The 16,383-nt window shown below is 34.1% G+C and carries 19 protein-coding genes and 1 tRNA gene; 5 read left to right on the forward strand and 15 right to left on the reverse strand.

Going from position 1 to position 16,383, the window contains the following annotated elements:
- Positions 1-21: 21 nt before the first annotated feature.
- The 9 genes from MR054_RS01300 to MR054_RS01335 form a co-directional block, all read right to left on the reverse strand.
- Positions 22-519 carry a hypothetical protein gene (locus MR054_RS01300; RefSeq protein ID WP_242155420.1) on the reverse strand — a complete coding sequence of 166 codons (498 nt, stop codon included), beginning with the start codon at positions 517-519 and terminating at the stop codon, positions 22-24.
- 26 nt (positions 520-545) lie between these two features.
- On the reverse strand, positions 546-1,319 hold the full coding sequence (locus MR054_RS01305) for a hypothetical protein (RefSeq protein ID WP_242155422.1): 774 nt from the start codon (positions 1,317-1,319) through the stop codon (positions 546-548).
- A 30-nt stretch (positions 1,320-1,349) separates the two neighbouring features.
- A complete protein-coding gene (locus MR054_RS01310) occupies positions 1,350-1,628 on the reverse strand; it encodes a hypothetical protein (RefSeq protein ID WP_242085616.1) in 279 nt (92 codons plus the stop codon).
- A 134-nt stretch (positions 1,629-1,762) separates the two neighbouring features.
- Positions 1,763-2,761, reverse strand: coding sequence for an NAD-dependent epimerase/dehydratase family protein (locus MR054_RS01315; protein ID WP_242155424.1), 999 nt, complete (start codon positions 2,759-2,761; stop codon positions 1,763-1,765).
- A 138-nt stretch (positions 2,762-2,899) separates the two neighbouring features.
- A complete protein-coding gene (locus MR054_RS01320) occupies positions 2,900-3,691 on the reverse strand; it encodes an SDR family NAD(P)-dependent oxidoreductase (RefSeq protein ID WP_242155427.1) in 792 nt (263 codons plus the stop codon).
- Positions 3,688-4,674 carry an NAD-dependent epimerase/dehydratase family protein gene (locus MR054_RS01325; RefSeq protein WP_242155429.1) on the reverse strand — a complete coding sequence of 329 codons (987 nt, stop codon included), beginning with the start codon at positions 4,672-4,674 and terminating at the stop codon, positions 3,688-3,690. The genes MR054_RS01320 and MR054_RS01325 overlap by 4 nt, the downstream gene beginning before the upstream one ends.
- The gene (locus MR054_RS16775; protein WP_420868304.1) at positions 4,671-5,345 is read right to left on the reverse strand and encodes a CPBP family intramembrane glutamic endopeptidase; all 675 of its coding nucleotides are present in this window, start codon (positions 5,343-5,345) and stop codon (positions 4,671-4,673) included. The genes MR054_RS01325 and MR054_RS16775 overlap by 4 nt, the downstream gene beginning before the upstream one ends.
- Positions 5,345-5,887 (reverse strand): DUF6134 family protein, encoded by a 543-nt coding sequence (locus tag MR054_RS01330; RefSeq protein ID WP_242085612.1) that lies wholly within the window; start codon positions 5,885-5,887, stop codon positions 5,345-5,347. Before MR054_RS01330 ends, MR054_RS16775 begins: the two co-directional genes overlap by 1 nt.
- Positions 5,888-6,158: 271 nt before the next feature.
- On the reverse strand, positions 6,159-7,226 hold the full coding sequence (locus MR054_RS01335) for a helix-turn-helix domain-containing protein (RefSeq protein WP_242085611.1): 1,068 nt from the start codon (positions 7,224-7,226) through the stop codon (positions 6,159-6,161).
- 386 nt (positions 7,227-7,612) lie between these two features.
- Here MR054_RS01335 and MR054_RS01340 point away from each other — a divergent pair, with 386 nt between their 5' ends.
- From MR054_RS01340 to rpe, 4 genes are all read left to right on the forward strand, one after another.
- The gene (locus tag MR054_RS01340) at positions 7,613-8,611 is read left to right on the forward strand and encodes a hypothetical protein (protein WP_242085610.1); all 999 of its coding nucleotides are present in this window, start codon (positions 7,613-7,615) and stop codon (positions 8,609-8,611) included.
- Positions 8,612-8,677: 66 nt separating this feature from the next.
- Positions 8,678-9,052 carry a hypothetical protein gene (locus MR054_RS01345; protein ID WP_242155431.1) on the forward strand — a complete coding sequence of 125 codons (375 nt, stop codon included), beginning with the start codon at positions 8,678-8,680 and terminating at the stop codon, positions 9,050-9,052.
- Positions 9,053-9,144: 92 nt separating this feature from the next.
- Positions 9,145-10,008 (forward strand): sigma-70 family RNA polymerase sigma factor, encoded by an 864-nt coding sequence (locus MR054_RS01350; protein WP_242085608.1) that lies wholly within the window; start codon positions 9,145-9,147, stop codon positions 10,006-10,008.
- Positions 10,009-10,201: 193 nt separating this feature from the next.
- Entirely contained in the window at positions 10,202-10,864 is a 663-nt protein-coding gene (gene rpe / locus MR054_RS01355; protein WP_242155433.1) for a ribulose-phosphate 3-epimerase, read from the forward strand.
- Here rpe and MR054_RS01360 read toward each other — a convergent pair.
- On the reverse strand, positions 10,861-11,277 hold the full coding sequence (locus MR054_RS01360; protein WP_242155442.1) for a CBS domain-containing protein: 417 nt from the start codon (positions 11,275-11,277) through the stop codon (positions 10,861-10,863). The genes rpe and MR054_RS01360 overlap by 4 nt on opposite strands.
- A 76-nt stretch (positions 11,278-11,353) precedes the next feature.
- Positions 11,354-11,773: a CBS domain-containing protein gene (locus tag MR054_RS01365; protein WP_242085605.1), complete on the reverse strand. Its 420-nt coding sequence runs from the start codon at positions 11,771-11,773 to the stop codon at positions 11,354-11,356.
- A gap of 238 nt (positions 11,774-12,011) precedes the next feature.
- On the opposite strand from MR054_RS01365, the gene MR054_RS01370 reads away from it, so the two are divergent.
- Positions 12,012-12,566: a CHRD domain-containing protein gene (locus tag MR054_RS01370; RefSeq protein ID WP_242155444.1), complete on the forward strand. Its 555-nt coding sequence runs from the start codon at positions 12,012-12,014 to the stop codon at positions 12,564-12,566.
- A gap of 93 nt (positions 12,567-12,659) precedes the next feature.
- Here the strand turns inward: MR054_RS01370 and MR054_RS01375 are convergent, their stop codons facing one another.
- From MR054_RS01375 to ftsZ, 4 genes are all read right to left on the reverse strand, one after another.
- Complete coding sequence (locus MR054_RS01375) at positions 12,660-13,478, reverse strand: zinc-dependent peptidase (RefSeq protein WP_242155446.1); 819 nt, start codon at positions 13,476-13,478, stop codon at positions 12,660-12,662.
- A 199-nt stretch (positions 13,479-13,677) separates the two neighbouring features.
- Positions 13,678-13,751 (reverse strand) — tRNA-Arg (locus MR054_RS01380).
- A gap of 7 nt (positions 13,752-13,758) precedes the next feature.
- Positions 13,759-14,208 (reverse strand): GatB/YqeY domain-containing protein, encoded by a 450-nt coding sequence (locus MR054_RS01385; RefSeq protein WP_242155447.1) that lies wholly within the window; start codon positions 14,206-14,208, stop codon positions 13,759-13,761.
- Positions 14,209-14,360: 152 nt separating this feature from the next.
- Positions 14,361-16,346, reverse strand: a complete 1,986-nt coding sequence (gene ftsZ, locus MR054_RS01390) for a cell division protein FtsZ (RefSeq protein ID WP_242155448.1) — start codon at positions 16,344-16,346, stop codon at positions 14,361-14,363.
- Positions 16,347-16,383 lie beyond the last annotated feature (37 nt).

Consider the following 16,383-nt stretch of genomic DNA (forward strand, 5'->3'; position numbering starts at 1 on the left):
GCTTTTTAATTCTGTGCTACACTAAAATTGTTCCTTAAATATTTTCCAATTTTCTAATTTACCATTAATAATAAAGGTTTCAGCTCTCCTTGTTCCAGCTGCTACACCGCCCACTGCTCCTCCACCAACAGCTCCCAGAGTCCCAAAGCCAATAGCCCCTTCAGTTGCTGTATACCCAAACAACTTATCTGGATTAGCACTGGCGACCCCAATTAAAATACCCAAGGAAGCACCAAAAGCCGAACCTATAAGCACGCTATGACCACCAGAACGTTTTGTTTTTATTACACCAATATCTGTAAATTTAAACTGCTTCAGTTTACCATTTAGTCGCAATCCAATAAGGGAATCGTTGACAAAATTTATGTGTCCTTTTCCAATTTTCTTCTTTTTGAGATCATAAATCCTAAAAAAATCTTTTCTGCCTTTCCCGTCACTTTGAGAATGAGCTATTGGATTAATAAATACCCCAAGTGTGACTAATGCAATTGTTTTAAGCAATAAGATTGGTGATTTCATGATATTTCGCGTTTAATCTAAATGAATTAAAATTGATAGGTCAAGCCTAATTTGGTCGATCGAATTTCATTTTCACCGGTTTCATAAATTAAGTGGAAGGTATATTTATGGAGCCTTAGACCAACTGTCAAGCCGTTAAAAACTGTATCATACCCATAACTATAATCTTGGGTAGTCTTTTTATTGAATAGTTCTCCAACATAAAATCCTAATGTCATTGCCTCTTCATGAGAAAACTTAATAACGTATTCAGAATAAATAGTATAGGTGAACATGGATTTCTGATTCACAATTATTAAACCCTCATCCATTAACTTTGAGAGCGCTTCTAATTTTTTCTGGTAATTTCCAAATTCATTATAATATGATAATTCTAAACCAATAAATCTATAATCTATTTTAGGTCTGGTTAAGGCATAATTAATACCAGTCTTAAAATTAATATTGTAAAAACTTGCTTTTTCATTGCGTTTCACAATATCCTTATAGCCTTCATTAAAACGATAATTTCCAAAACCGGCACCCAATCCATAATAATAATTATAAAAGCGACCGGATGTGTTCCGATGCACAAGTATTGAGGCTATGGTTTTTGAATCATCAAAGGTTCCTGCATCTTGCATATGCTTTCCAAAACTAACATCTCCAGACACATAAGTTTTAGTACTTTTCTTGTCAACATAATGTTGTTTTTCTGTGTAGGATTTTAAAGAACCATAGGTTCCCGATGTGTAAACTCGATGGGCTCCACAGGAGTGTAAAAGCCATATGAACAATATCCCCATAATAGATGTTTTCATGATAATTTTATTCCCTTTGATTTCTACTCTCTAAAGAAGGATTACCGATTTAATTGAATTAATATTCAGCATCATTTTTTTAATTTCTCCCTTTACCTTTTGTAGTCCGTAGAAGCTTTCAGATTCCAACACCACTTTTTTGAACGTTAGCGCCTCCTTGTTCGTTTTGATAACTTGAACAGAATTTAATTGTTTGCATGCTCTTTGGAGCTGATCGCAATTATGCTTGTATAATTGAATTTGTGAAATACTGGGGACAGACCAAAAAAGAATTATAGCAGGGGTACCGTTTTTATTTAATGCTTCCATTTTTTTGAGAATTTAGAATTGATTAACAATTCAAATATCGACTCAAAAAAAAAGGTATATATCCAGCATTATTGAATATGGACTAATTAGGATGTCCAACGATAATCTTGGACAAAATTCAACAATAACACGTTCTAAATACCTCCGTTTTTCCAATTTTTTTCACTAAACCAAGCCAGAGCTTCCTGAATACCGATGTCAATTGGATTAAATGTTAAATGAATTTGTGTTTGTGCCTTTGAGTTTGAGTAGAAGTTATTAATGCAAAGGGCTCCGGTATTTGCTTTAGATATTGGCGTCTTTATTCCAAGAGTGCGCAAAGCACTACCAATATAACCAACAGCCAATACGACCCATTTTGGCAGCCTTACGATAAGAAATGATTTTTTTGAATGGAATCTAACTTTTTTGTAGAATTCAAAAAAACTTAAATTTTCATTTGCCAATAAGTAGGCCTCTCCACGCTTCCCAAATTTCATGGCATTAATTATTCCTTTTGAGACATCCGTTACACATACAAAATTTTTTCCTCCGGGAGGACAAAACACTACTCGACTACGTAAGCAACTTAATATAATTCTACCCGAACTGGGCTTACTGTCATATGCACCAATCATGAATGTAGGGTTAACAACTGTTATATCTATTTCATGGGACTGCGACAAGACAAATTCTTGACCCATGAGTTTACTCATGGCATAGGGCATTTTATTAAATGGAGGTCGTATGGGTTTTTGCTCATTACCTAAATCACATTTTGAACCAAACCCAAAGGCATTTGCTGTACTAACATATATAACCTTTTTTATCCCAAGGTTTTTTGCGACTTGAATTACGTTTTTTGTTCCGGTTACATTTACCAATTCGAATTCATCATAATCTAAATGTTTTGGATCTATTAATGCGGCAATATGTATGACGTAATGACACCCTAACATAGCTCTTTCTAACGTTTCAATATTTACAATATTCCCTATACAAAACTCTACATTAGAATGATTAAATCGTGAAATGTACCTTTTATGTCTTATAAATGCCCGAACAAGAAATCCCTGCTTTATTAAATCCAGAACCGTATTAGTTCCAAGAAGCCCGTTTGCTCCTGTAACCAAAACTTTTGATTTCGATATCATACTTTAATACGGGTTAAAATCTATAGAAGAATGTTAAACTTAACTAGTGGAGCTCCCAACCATTAGACTAAAATTACGACTAAATCCTCACTTTAAAAGTTTAAAGTTTTTCATCAATAGATAGTTTTATGATTTGGTTTATATGGGTTTAGGAAATTTATTGATTTCACGAATGGTTAACCAATCTTTAATAGCTTCTGGCAAAATCCAATCTAAGGCCATTAAACATTTATTTACAAAACCGGGCACAATGACTTTCTTTCGACACAACATACTATCGATTGCAATTTTAGCAGCCTCCTCCGGATTTAAAACAGATTTCCTAGTAACCCAGCCCATAATTCTGTTCTGGTAACATAATCGAGTTGTTGTATTTAAACCACCCGGACAAATGGTAGTCACCGAGACACCATCATTTTTCAATTCCTTGTTCAAGCTTTTTGAAAAAGATGTGAGATATGCCTTTGTAGCACCATACACCTGTTTTTTAGGAAGTGCAAAAAACCCTGCCATACTACTTATATTCAAAATGGAAGCGGGTCTGTTTCCCTTTAGGTTATCCAGTAAAAGTTTCGTTAGTAATGTAGGAGTCGTTACATTAACTTCAATTTGTTTTAATACAAAATCATCACTTAAATCATTAAACATCCCTCTACTTAACACCCCGGCATTGTTTACCAGATATTGTATTTGAAGTTTGTTGTCGCTTACATAGTTAAAAATCTCATAACAACTTTTGGTAGCGCTTAAGTCCAATTCCATAAAATGCACCTCAACATTAAAATTATCTTCAATGAAATTAGACAAGGTTCCTAAACCAGAATGAGGCAAGGCAATGAGAATTAAATTCATTTTCCTTGTGGCACATTCCAAAGCTAAAGCCTTACCTAGACCTTGACTAGCACCGGTTATTAATATATAGGTTTTCATGATAATTTATTTAAATGTTTAGTTGTTTTCATTAGCCCCAATCCTAGTGAAGTAGGTCTATAATTTAATTCGGCTATGGCCTTATCCGAAAGAGATGGGCGGTTTACAAATAAGGCATCTAACACGCTTGGTGTAATAATTGGAGACAACCCTATAAGATATCGTATTGAATTAATTATAAAGAATGCATTTCTTAAAATACTATAATTAACCTTTAAAAACCTAACCTTGCTATTGGTTAATTGTTTAATAGTTTTAAAAAGGGTCATATAACTCACATTCTCACCTCCAATGATATAGTTGGCATTTTTGGAATTGCTTTCCAAAGCTAACAAGTGAGCATTAACCACATCCTTGATAAACACGTAATTGGATACAATCTTAAGTTTATTGGGCACTATTAATAAATCCTTCTTACATATCATAGAAACCAACCTATTCACACCATTCGAAAAGGTGCTTAATCCTGGCCCATATACTTTTGAAACATTCAGTATAATACTGGAAAGTCCCTTTTTCCGATACTTTTTAACCAATTCCTCCGCCATACTTTTTGTGAGTTCGTAATCATTGGAATATGATGTTATTCTTGGCTGGGTTTCAACAATTGGCACAGCTTTATATGAGGGGCCATAAACCGATAAGGTGCTCGTAAAAATAAATTTCTTTATTTGATACTTAAGGGATGCCTGGAGTACATTTTCTGTACCCCTGACATTAATGTTATAAAAATGATCAATGCGCTTACACTTTAAGTTAGTGTAAGCCGCCGTATGAATCACATGACTACATCCTATAATGGCTTTTAAAACAGATTGATAATCACAGATATCTCCTTGAAATAGCCTGATATTCTTGTGCAATGGTATATTCAATGAATTTCTATCTCGAACAAGGGCATGAACTTTAATATGCTTTTGAGCTAAGGCCAATGCCAATTGATGCCCTATATACCCTGTTGACCCTGTTAATAATACTATCATGATTTTGATGTTTTTATGGTTAACTGATAAAAAATAGAAATCTCATATACTGCCGATAATGCTATATGTAACAAAAAAGGATACCAAACGCTTTGTGTTAAATAAGCTAATACGCATAGGATGATACCGAATGGTATAGTTCCAATAATTTCCTTCCGGGTATCAAATAAATGTATTATTAGATATGCCGTGGCACTGATTCCGATTGCCATTAAGGGATCAAATACATTTAGAAGAGTAAACAAAATTACTCCCCTAAAGAAGTATTCATAACACAATAAAAATAAAACCCGTATAAAAAAATAAAACCAGGCATAAGAAAACTTATAGGTGCTAATGGCGTCCATCTTATGTGCTATAACATGAGATGAGCGAAAAGCAATATACGCTAATATAAATACCAATAAAATAAATGGTATCAAAATATATAGCCTGGGTATTTCAATATTTATTAATAAGGATCTTAATCCTGGAAAGTTTAAATAAAATAGGACTCCAAAAAGAACAATACCCAATCCATGTTTTAAGTTTAGAAATCGCAACCCGTTACTAGCTAATAATGCCTTCTCCAAATTAGTAATACCCAACTTATAATATACCCATGATATAACAAAATAGGTAATAAAAACCACAGTCAAAAGCATCCATATTGTATATTCATCTCTCATCATTACACCGGAATTAAAGTTACATTAAATAATGAACTATTAGCCTCAACCTTAACACATCTTCCATTTTCATAATGGAAGATATTATAGTTACTATTTGAAAAGCTAACCTTGTATTTACCCTCACCTATGGCTTTAACTCTAATCATTCGTGTTTCGTTATCAACATAAATAGAGTGGGTATTCTTGGGCTCTGTAACATATAAGGTGACTAAGTTCCGATGAATCTCATTAAATTGTAAGGCCTCTTGCTGGCCTGACTTATCTAAAAAATATCTATTGTTCTTATATATTATAGAATGGTTACTTTTTACCTTGTTGTTGATCTTTCTAAAAACCGAAGAATAGATTAAAATATCATTCTTAAAAATGGTAGTTTCCTTTCCTTTTATATGAAAGGCTAAAATATATTTAGCCTTAATCTGACTTTCTAAGACATAGGTTGTGGAATCATTTTGCGTTCTACAACTAATATTAATTTTTCCTATCACTTTACTATTTCTTACAACCTTAAAACTAACCTGATTAATTGGTTCCTTCTCCATAGTTTTGCCATAAGAAAAAGACGTGATGAGGATGGCTAAAGTAAGTTTTAACCTTAGTATTAACTTTTTAAATCCGATAAACTTTTTAAAGCGAAATGTGCTATGTTTGGCTTTTTTAATAAGGAATATAATTAACATTGGAATCATAACGTAGCGATTTAAGATTGTTAAACAATCATAAAAGTATCGGCTTCGTTTTACACCAATATCCTATAAGGTCTAGGATGTAAAAATCAGGATATCCAACGATTTTTTCGGACTTATAAAGTCTTTAATATTCGGCTCTATACGCTGTGGGGGTTTTGGAGGTAAACTTCTTAAAGGCAGAATAAAACGTAGATTTGGAATTAAATCCGCATTCCAGGCCTATAGCCACAATAGTGTATTCACTAAACTCGTCATTTGCTAAAAACTTTTTAGCTTGAGCTACCCTTAGGGAATTTATGTAATCTGAAAAATTATAATCACTGTATGAATTGATAAGTTTAGAAAAGTAGCTCTTGCTCATCCCTAGGTCCGATGCTAAGGTTTCCATACTTAATAAAGGGTCCAAATACAATTTATTTTGAATGATATGATCTTTAATTCTCTCAAAATCCCTATCGTGCTTTTTGTTAAAAAAATCATCGGCTTCATTTTGGGAATCTATTATTTCACTTGAAGTAATTAACACATCATTAGCATCTATACTGCTTCTTAATACAATTCTATCACGTAAGACATTGTATTTATAGATACCTTGATAACCCATCCAATAAAGTAATATGGAGGAACTTAGTCTTAAAAACATATATGCATCTTCATTACCCGTCAGTGTTTTTATGAACACTGCCACGGCCCAAAACCCAATGACTACAACACCCAGCCTAATAAACCACTTGATCCAATTTAAGTCATCATAGGATAATATATAGGCTATTAAATGATGTCTTCTAAAAATTATTAAACTGGCGTTAACAAATAGAAATATGCTATAGATTAAATTAAAGACATCCTCAATTTTAGTGTAATTATATATAACTGAAGTATCCCTATCGGGTATTTCATAATACACATAGGAAATTAAACAAAGACGTATTACAATTTCGGCCGTAAAAATAATCAATGACATTTTCAAGAAATCGTTCACTTTATCCTGAACTCTTAAAAAATGGGTCGTAAATGCATAAAACATGGGGAATATCAATAAATACCAGGGAATAAGAAGTTGTTTTAATACAAATAAATCGGAAGAGTAACCATTATCTATAAGCCAACGCTGCAGATTGTTTAAGGAAATAAAGAGAACGGTTAAATTGAGAAAGACAATAACTCTATCGCATTTTTTTTTTACAAACATGGTAATCAGGTTAAATGCAAAACCCTGTATTACACCGGCAATTAGTAAAAAATTAATTATCGAATCCAATAATCGTCAGTAAAATTTTACTAAAGATACTAATTTCAGGAATTCAAACTCAATTGGGATTTAATTTTTTTACAGATCAATACATAATAAATATACTTATCAACTAATTCCAAACAGTAATTTAAAAAGCCTTCTTGAGAGATATTTTCAGATTTTTTTGCTTTCATGATCCAAAATGTTTAGTGATTAAACCATTAGTTATGATTCAAATTTACTTGCAAAATTTGAGATTCGATTAGACGATTTGTCTAAAAATCCAATATTTTTTTCTTAAATTTCACAAAACAACTTACTTACTACATCTAATTTTTGATAAAATGCAAGAACAGTTTATTAAGTATCTCAAAGAGAAAGCACAGAATAACACCTCTTTTGTCGATGAAGTGTCGGATGTTTTAGATATAGGATATGATGCGGCTTATCGCCGTATCAACTTGAAAACCAGCTTAACACTGGAAGAAGCTGTAAAATTAGCAAGACATTATAAGATATCCCTGAATAAACTTTTTGAAGTAGGAAACACAAACACCTTAATTGCTGAATTACCTCCCCAACCCAAAGACGAAATGGGATTGGAGATGTGGCTTAAGGCCTCTTTAAATAATGTCTCTAACTTAATAAAGCTTAAAAATTGTGAAATCATTTATTCTGCAAAGGACATCCCTTTTTTTCACACTTTAAATGACTCTAACCTGTCCCGATACAAGATGTATGTTTGGCTGAAAGATCTCAATACGGACATGGCTAAAAGTAAAATTACGTTTGATGAATGGGTAAAGAATATCCCCGAATCTTTGCTCCAAAGCGCTTATAATTTAAGCGCTGCATATAAGTTTATTGACATTACTGAATTATGGAATGACAATACGGTGACCGGAACACTACAGCAGGTATTATATTATTTTGAGGCGGGTCTTGTTTCCAAGGAAATGGCATTGTCCATATGTGAAGACATTAATGACGTAATCAATCATACAGAAGAACAGACCATCCAACAAAGCCTGATTGGAGCAAAAAATAAAAACTCATACCACCTCTACAAGTGTGATCTGCACATGCTCACCAATACGGTCATGGTTAAAACACCATTTCAAAAAGTATTTTTTTCACCATTTACGGTTTTGAGTTATTTTAAAATTGAACATCAAGACACCTGTGAAATGATGTATGAGTTTTTACAAAAACAAATGTCAATCTCCAAACAATTAGCAACTGCCGGAGAAAGGGACAGAACCTTATTCTTTAAAACAATTCACCAAAAAATAAATACGGTTAAGGCATTCATCAGTCTGGACGATAAAATGACCTTTCTATAGCTTGGATTATTTGTTAAATCTTGTTAAAAACTTGACTTTCTTCATTTTTTGATTATATTGTAGGTTATGATCTATACAGATAAAGAAAAATACTCAGATATTCTTGTGGATTCTATTGCCTATCTAGAAAATAGGGGATATGAGAATATTAAAGCAGATATTGAAGGTTACGAAACTCCAAAATCTTACCTAAAAAAAGGAAGTGATATAGCAGTAACGCCTGATATAGTAGCCACCAAAGAGGGCAGAAAGCATGTATTTGATGTAAGTTTAAAATCCGAAAAACCCAAACTACTCAAATCCAAGTGGTTATTTTTGAATACTTTAAGCAATTTAAAATCTTACCGATTTAAATTAATTACTACACGAGGGCATTATAAGTTTACAAATGAAATGCTGGAAGCTATAAACTTAAGTGACAAAAATTTAATTAAAATCTAAAATTGTTTTGCCTTTTTGTAACATTTTTAGTTATTCCAACGTATAACTAAGGAAAAAGAATTGCAATCCCTCTAAAATAACGATAGTATTACATGAGACAACTTAAAATTACGAAGCAGGTAACCAATAGAGAAACCGCTTCGTTAGACAAGTACCTGCAGGAAATTGGCAAAGTAGATCTAATCACCGCTGATGAAGAAGTAGAATTAGCACAACGTATTAAAGCCGGTGATCAATTGGCATTGGAAAAATTAACCAAGGCAAATTTACGTTTTGTTGTATCTGTAGCCAAACAATATCAAAATCAGGGTTTAACACTGCCGGATTTAATCAACGAAGGTAATTTGGGCCTTATTAAAGCTGCACAACGTTTTGATGAAACTCGTGGCTTTAAGTTCATTTCCTATGCCGTTTGGTGGATTCGCCAATCGATTCTTCAGGCATTGGCGGAGCAGTCGCGTATTGTACGATTGCCGTTAAATAAAATTGGATCGATAAACAAAATTAATAAGACATTTGCCTTTTTAGAGCAGAGTCATGAGCGCCCGCCTAGTGCTGAAGAAATTGCCAAAGAGTTGGATATGACCATTAATGATGTCAAGGAGTCCATGAAAAACTCTGGCCGGCATGTAAGTATGGATGCGCCTTTGGTTGAAGGTGAAGATTCTAATTTATATGACGTTTTAAATAGTGGAGAGTCCCCCAATCCGGATAAAGAATTATTGCACGAATCTTTACGTACAGAAATAGAACGAGCACTAGAAACCCTAACACCTCGTGAAGCCGATGTTATTAGGTTGTACTTTGGCCTAGGTAACCAACACCCTATGACTTTAGAAGAAATTGGTGAAACATTTGATCTAACTCGTGAACGCGTAAGGCAGATTAAAGAAAAAGCCATTCGCCGTTTAAAACATACCTCTCGTAGCAAAATATTAAAAACTTATTTAGGATAATTGTATAATTACGACTAAATTACCACAACAAACAGTTTCACATAACTGTTCGTTTTTTGATTGATGAAAGAACCCCCGGCTGATTACCGGGGGTTTATTTTATACCAATGGAAATCCCTCCCTAAAGAAATACGACATGAAAAAGACTTTTCTATCTTTGCATTGTAACCCAATAATTCAAAATCAAAATTGAATGAGTTCTAAATTTATTGCACCATCATTATTAGCAGCCGATTTTGCTAACCTGCAACGTGACATTGAAATGGTAAACCAAAGTGATGCCGACTGGTTTCATGTTGATATCATGGATGGCGTATTTGTGCCAAACATCTCCTTTGGTGCACCCGTATTACAAGCCATTACCAGGCATGCCAAAAAAATTATTGATGTCCATTTAATGATTGTGGACCCAGATCGCTACATCCATACCTTTGCCAAATTAGGGAGCAATATACTAACCGTTCATTATGAAGCCTGCACACATTTGCATAGGACCTTACAAGCCATAAAAGCAGAAGGCATGCAAGCCGGGGTCGCTCTAAACCCACATACTAATATTAATGTCCTGGAGGATACTATTAACGATATAGACCTCGTGTGTGTAATGAGTGTTAACCCGGGCTTTGGGGGACAAAGTTTTATTGATAACACCTACCATAAAGTTTCGCAATTAAAAGAATTGATTACACGTAAAGGAGCAAAAGCCCTTATTGAAATTGATGGTGGTGTAACTAATAAAAATGCTAAATCATTGGTCGACAGTGGTGCTGATGTTTTAGTGGCAGGAAGTTTTGTTTTTAAAAGCAGTAATCCGCTTCATACCATAAGCGATTTAAAGAAACTTGCCAATTCTTAAAGTTCTTTGAGCATATATTTGATCAAATCTGTTGTTGTCACGATACCAACTAATATGGAATCATCAACCACGGGTAACGCATGAAATTCCCGAACTGATAGAATTTTTGCAACTTCCTTAATAGACGTACTGCTACTCACTGTAACCAAATTTTTAGACATGACTTGTTCCACAGTGAACACATTGTAAACAACGGTATCTACATCCCGGTCATCATTAGTAGTATCTGCAAGACTTATCTTAAGTAAATCAGAATAACTTAACATGCCAATAATAGATTCTTCTTGAACCACAGGAATATGTCTTATATGGTGTTGTTTGAATAACGCCTCAGCTCTTGTTAAATCATCTGTTCTGTCTAAGGCAATAATATGTTTTGTCATTATTTCAGATACGGGAATCAATGCTTTCATCTCTATTATATTTATAAATTGATATCAATTAAACTTTAAACCCAAACGATATATGATACGTAAATCCATTATCAAATTAAAACTGCCTCAAAAGATATTTTATAATATCGGTGGTAGTAACTATGCCCACCAATTGGTTATTATCCACTACCGGTAGCGCATGAAATTCTTTAGTGGCAAATATTTCGGCCACTTCCTTTATAGAGCTTGAAGAGGGCACTGAAACAATTTTCTGTCGCATGACTTGCTCGATGGTAAATAGTTTGTATATAAACACATCAGTATCTAAATGTTCATCATCACCATAATCTGCAAATTTAAGCCGAAGTAAATCTGTTTTACTAAGCATCCCAATAACCACATTATTAGTGACAACAGGTAAATGTCTAATATTGTGTTTTTTAAAAATTTGCTCCGCTTTTTCCAGACTATCTCTCTTATTCAATGTTATAACATGCTCTGTCATTATCATTGAAACCGGTGCCTTTCGTATCATAGCATTTGATTTTAGTTTAGTTAAGTCTAAAATTATTAAACTACTCATTAATTTATTATGACTTTAATCATGTATTGATAATAAAGAACGAAGCCATGATATCATCGGTTTACAGGAATTCATTTAATTTTTAATTATTAGTAAAAATTTTGTATCTTTAATATCCACCCTTTTCAAAACCCATACCTTTTCCGCTTCTGTTAGGTAAAATTAGGTGTATTAACTTTAAAAAAATGCAATGAAAACACGAATCAAAATTTTGATGCGGATTTTGTTGTTGGCTGCTTTTTGCCTGTCCATAACAAGATGCTCGAACGAACCACTAAATCTGGAAGCTGACCTGCAGGGTAATGCTTTATTGACTAAAACTTCTAATTCAAAGTCTTCTAATGTTAAATTTAACTTTACGACTAACTTATCGGGTGACAATGAAGTACCGGCAGTAGAAACAAACGCCACTGGGGAGGCAATCGTAAAAATAAGCAGGGATGAAAGTTGGATTTATTATAAACTTATTGTGGCCAATATTGAAAATGTAAGGATGTCGCACTTTCATATGGCTCAGGCTGGAACAAATGGGGGCATAGTTGTTTGGCTCTATGATAACAGGGACGGACAACCCTCAGGTCCTTCCAATGGTGTTATAGCTGAAGGAGTAATAATGGCTGAAGATATTGGCGGAGCACTAGAAGGAGATATGGCCGCGCTTATAGAAGCTATTAGAAATGGAAATATCTATGTAAATGTACATACACTACAAGTTGGATCTGGAGAAATAAGAGGTCAACTATAATAGCCATAAAAAAATACCGGGGGTGAATTCCTCCGGTATTTTTAATTCTCATAACGCATTAGATGCTCTTCAAATCAATTTTGGAATCTTTTATCAATACCCCGCATAATTAAAATTAAGCATTTGCTTAATTTTTGCATATAACTTTGGAAACTCATTTTTAAAGTCTTGTGGTGTCTCGATGAAATGTTCTATGGCCACAGCCAAAAACTCGAATTGATTGGTATAAGCATAGGTTCTAAAATATTTCGAAGAGGTAATACGATCCCTGAGCAACTCATCTTTGGACAACATTTCGGAAAGTTCCTTAAAGGTATCACTGAATATCGTAGAACTAATATCGCGTTCTTTTATGCTATTTATGTGGATGGCATGGGTGAATTCATGAATACCCAAATTTAAATTGTCATCATCAACGTCAAAACCTTTTAAAAAATCTTCCCAGGACAACACCAAAGCTTTAAGTTTTGGATTAAATTCGCCTTTATGATAAGTATCGTTAGATTTTGAATAAAACCGTGTCGGATAAACCACGATTTTAGAGATTAATCCAATATAAAAATCCCTAAATCCAAAGGTTAACATCACGGCTGTTGCTGCCAATAGAACTTTCATTTCTTCCGTAATAACCAATCCTCCTCTTCCAATAAAATCTTTATCTATCATAAAAGAAGCCACACGATGCTCAAAAAAATGCTTATTTTTTTCTGACAACTTATTATAAAACCGAAATTTGGTTCGTAAAATTTCCTTTTGTTTATCACTAAGCTTTCGTTTAAACCAATAAAAATGTACATAATACGGCTTTCCATGTCTAAGCACATAACCCATTTCAATTAATTTAATTGCAAAATAAAAGAACATGAAGGTCATGGCCGCAAAGAAAATACCCAGTATTATTTTGCTTCCCAAATTATATTTTATAATAAGCAGTAGTAACAACACCTTTTATTAACGTTTTAAGGTGCTTCGAAATTACATTAATCCTTTTTAAAAAAGTAATTTATTGGATAAAAAGAATTCAAGTTAAAACCATTCAGGTAGGAAAAATATAAAACCAAACCTCAAAACAAGTTAACTTGATTTTAAAAAGTTTGGTTTTATTAAAAAGTGACCACGGAGGGATTCAAACCCCCGACCGCTGGAGCCGAAATCCAGTGCTCTATTCAGCTGAGCTACGTGGCCAATGTATTTAAGCTAAATTTGCCTTTACTATGGTCGATATGGTTTTGCCATCGGCTTTACCTGCTAATTCCTTGCTAACAATACCCATAACCTTACCCATATCCTTCATACCTTCGGCATTAATACGTTTGATAGTTGTTATAACAACATGTTCTATTTCTTCTTCAGACAAAGCCTCAGGTAAAAAGCGTTCAATAATTTTTGCTTCTGCCAGTTCTGGAGATGCCAGATCTTCCCTGCCTTGTTCTAGATATATAGCGGCACTATCCTTACGTTGCTTGACTTGTTTCTGAAGAATCTTCAGTTCTTGCTCTTCTGTCAATTCATTCTTTGCACCACTTTCGGTTTGCGCCAACAAGATCGCTGATTTTACAGCCCTGAGAGCTGTTAAGGCTATTTGATCCTTAGATTTCATTGCCTCCTTTAATGTCGTCATGATGTCCTGTTGTAAACTCATTGTTTTAGGTCTTTTCTAAAGCAAAAAATTAGTTTCTATCTTAATTAGGAATGCAAAAATAATGAATTTACTTGAGCCATATTATAAAAAAACCCGAAAAGCTGAGAGAATCTTTTCGGGTTCATAACTAAGTATGATAAGTGGCATTTATTTTAATCTACATTGTCGTGTAAAAATGAATTATTACTTCTCAACTGAATATCATCATTGTCATCTAAACCAACACTGGTTCTTGACCTGTCGGTCTCAGAAGAATGCTTAACCTCATTTAGATCAACACCTTGCCGTTTATAGGCAGGAACTCTTTCAATATCATCTATCTTAGCGTTATTAAACTTATAATTGAAATCCTTCATTTTACGTTTACGTTCTTCGGCTCGCTCCTTAAGCATTTGTGAAATTGGTGAATGCATTGGGTCTACCTCGTCTAATATCACTTCTTCTTCCCTAGTTTCCTCGGGTAATACCTTTTTTTCAAAAACTATATCTTCGTCCAATTCCTCAAGATGGCCATTTTTCTTTTCTCTTTTGTTATTCATGGAAGACTCTAACTCAATATAGTCATCCAGTGCATAACGGACCTCTCCATCCTCATTGGCCTCGGTAACGGTAATCAGTTCAATATAATCTTTTACAGGTATCTTTTTCACCTTATCATTAACCAAAGGGTCAAACTCTTGATCGTCATCATCTTTATGAGTATTATCATTCGATGATATTGGCAAATCGAAGGTTAATGTTATTTGCTGTTCCTCCTCAACCACACTTTCATCATCCTTTAGGGTGTTTACCGGCTCAATTTTATAATCATCTTCTTCTTGAACTTTACCTTTAATTTCCTGATATTCCACATTAATGTTTCTAATGCTATCAGAAGTCGGAATTAAATTGATATCATAATCATTAGAAATAGTAATTTTTTTGGATTTATCCTTCCCCAGGAACTTGTCTTCCAATTGAATGGATTCGGTTTCCTCTTCATCCAAATCTAAAGTATGGCGCACAACAGAAGTTTTCTTTTTCTCATTATTTTCTTCCATCTCAATGACTGGTGTAATGATAATGGGATCACTGTTTTTTCCTGACAGATCTTGTTCCTCTTCCAATGAATGGATTACTTTTTTGGTTTCTGTATTCGAAATCTCATCTTGTTGTTCCACATTAAAACCAGTTGCAATAATGGTTACAGCAATAGATTCTTCCAACGATTCGTCTTCACCAACTCCCATAATAATATTGGCACCATGACCGGCCTCATCTTGAATATGGTCATTAATATCCCCAATTTCATCAATAGTTATCTCATGGGATCCTGATACAATCAGCAATAGTACATTTTTGGCGCCTGTTATTTTATTGTCATTCAGGAGTGGTGAATCCAAGGCCTTACGAATGGCCTCTTCAGCACGATTTTGTCCGGATGCAATAGCAGATCCCATAATGGCAGTACCACTATTGCTCAACACCGTTTTGGCATCCCGTAAATCAATATTTTGGGTATAGTGGTGGGTAATGACTTCGGCTATACCACGAGCAGCTGTAGATAGCACCTCATCTGCTTTTGAAAACCCAGCCTTAAAGCCCAGATTACCATACACTTCACGAAGCTTATTGTTATTAATTACAATCAAGGAATCGACCACATCCCTTAGTTTTTCAATGCCCTTTTGTGATTGCTCCAAACGCATTTTTCCTTCAAACTGAAAGGGCATGGTAACAATTCCAACCGTTAGAATATCCTGGTCTTTGGCCATTCTTGCTATAATTGGTGCTGCGCCTGTACCTGTTCCGCCACCCATTCCTGCGGTTATAAAAACCATCTTGGTATTGGTATCCAACATCCGAGAAATTTCCTCGAAACTTTCTACGGCCGATTGCTCTCCTATTTCCGGATTAGCTCCTGCTCCGAGACCCTCAGTTAAATTAACACCTAATTGAATTTTGTTAGGCACACCACTATTTTGTAATGCTTGGGCATCGGTATTGCAAATGTAAAAATCCACACCTTTAATACCTTGTTGGAACATGTGATTAATGGCATTACTACCACCACCGCCAACACCAATAACCTTAATAACATTTGATTGGTTTTTAGGTAAATCAAATGCAATGCTTTCGAATTCTTTTTTACTGCTCATAAATTCTTGTTTATTGGTTTTAACTTTTAATATTTAC

This window comes from Aestuariivivens sediminis (genome assembly GCF_022662105.1).
In the GTDB taxonomy this organism is placed as follows: Bacteria; Bacteroidota; Bacteroidia; order Flavobacteriales; family Flavobacteriaceae; genus Aestuariivivens; species Aestuariivivens sediminis.

What these genes read in the sequence shown, in the direction of transcription:
- MR054_RS01330 (WP_242085612.1), bottom strand. Translation starts at nt 5,887, where the DNA reads ATGGAGAAGGAACCAATTAATCAGGTTAGTTTTAAGGTTGTAAGAAAT.
- MR054_RS16775 (WP_420868304.1), bottom strand. Translation starts at nt 5,345, where the DNA reads ATGATGAGAGATGAATATACAATATGGATGCTTTTGACTGTGGTTTTT.
- MR054_RS01360 (WP_242155442.1), bottom strand. Translation starts at nt 11,277, where the DNA reads ATGAAAGCATTGATTCCCGTATCTGAAATAATGACAAAACATATTATT.
- MR054_RS01300 (WP_242155420.1), bottom strand. Translation starts at nt 519, where the DNA reads ATGAAATCACCAATCTTATTGCTTAAAACAATTGCATTAGTCACACTT.
- MR054_RS01370 (WP_242155444.1), top strand. Translation starts at nt 12,012, where the DNA reads ATGAAAACACGAATCAAAATTTTGATGCGGATTTTGTTGTTGGCTGCT.
- MR054_RS01305 (WP_242155422.1), bottom strand. Translation starts at nt 1,319, where the DNA reads ATGAAAACATCTATTATGGGGATATTGTTCATATGGCTTTTACACTCC.
- MR054_RS01315 (WP_242155424.1), bottom strand. Translation starts at nt 2,761, where the DNA reads ATGATATCGAAATCAAAAGTTTTGGTTACAGGAGCAAACGGGCTTCTT.
- MR054_RS01340 (WP_242085610.1), top strand. Translation starts at nt 7,613, where the DNA reads ATGCAAGAACAGTTTATTAAGTATCTCAAAGAGAAAGCACAGAATAAC.
- MR054_RS01365 (WP_242085605.1), bottom strand. Translation starts at nt 11,773, where the DNA reads ATGATACGAAAGGCACCGGTTTCAATGATAATGACAGAGCATGTTATA.
- MR054_RS01385 (WP_242155447.1), bottom strand. Translation starts at nt 14,208, where the DNA reads ATGAGTTTACAACAGGACATCATGACGACATTAAAGGAGGCAATGAAA.
- MR054_RS01350 (WP_242085608.1), top strand. Translation starts at nt 9,145, where the DNA reads ATGAGACAACTTAAAATTACGAAGCAGGTAACCAATAGAGAAACCGCT.
- MR054_RS01335 (WP_242085611.1), bottom strand. Translation starts at nt 7,226, where the DNA reads ATGTTTGTAAAAAAAAAATGCGATAGAGTTATTGTCTTTCTCAATTTA.
- MR054_RS01325 (WP_242155429.1), bottom strand. Translation starts at nt 4,674, where the DNA reads ATGATAGTATTATTAACAGGGTCAACAGGGTATATAGGGCATCAATTG.
- MR054_RS01320 (WP_242155427.1), bottom strand. Translation starts at nt 3,691, where the DNA reads ATGAAAACCTATATATTAATAACCGGTGCTAGTCAAGGTCTAGGTAAG.
- MR054_RS01310 (WP_242085616.1), bottom strand. Translation starts at nt 1,628, where the DNA reads ATGGAAGCATTAAATAAAAACGGTACCCCTGCTATAATTCTTTTTTGG.
- MR054_RS01345 (WP_242155431.1), top strand. Translation starts at nt 8,678, where the DNA reads ATGATCTATACAGATAAAGAAAAATACTCAGATATTCTTGTGGATTCT.
- rpe (WP_242155433.1), top strand. Translation starts at nt 10,202, where the DNA reads ATGAGTTCTAAATTTATTGCACCATCATTATTAGCAGCCGATTTTGCT.
- ftsZ (WP_242155448.1), bottom strand. Translation starts at nt 16,346, where the DNA reads ATGAGCAGTAAAAAAGAATTCGAAAGCATTGCATTTGATTTACCTAAA.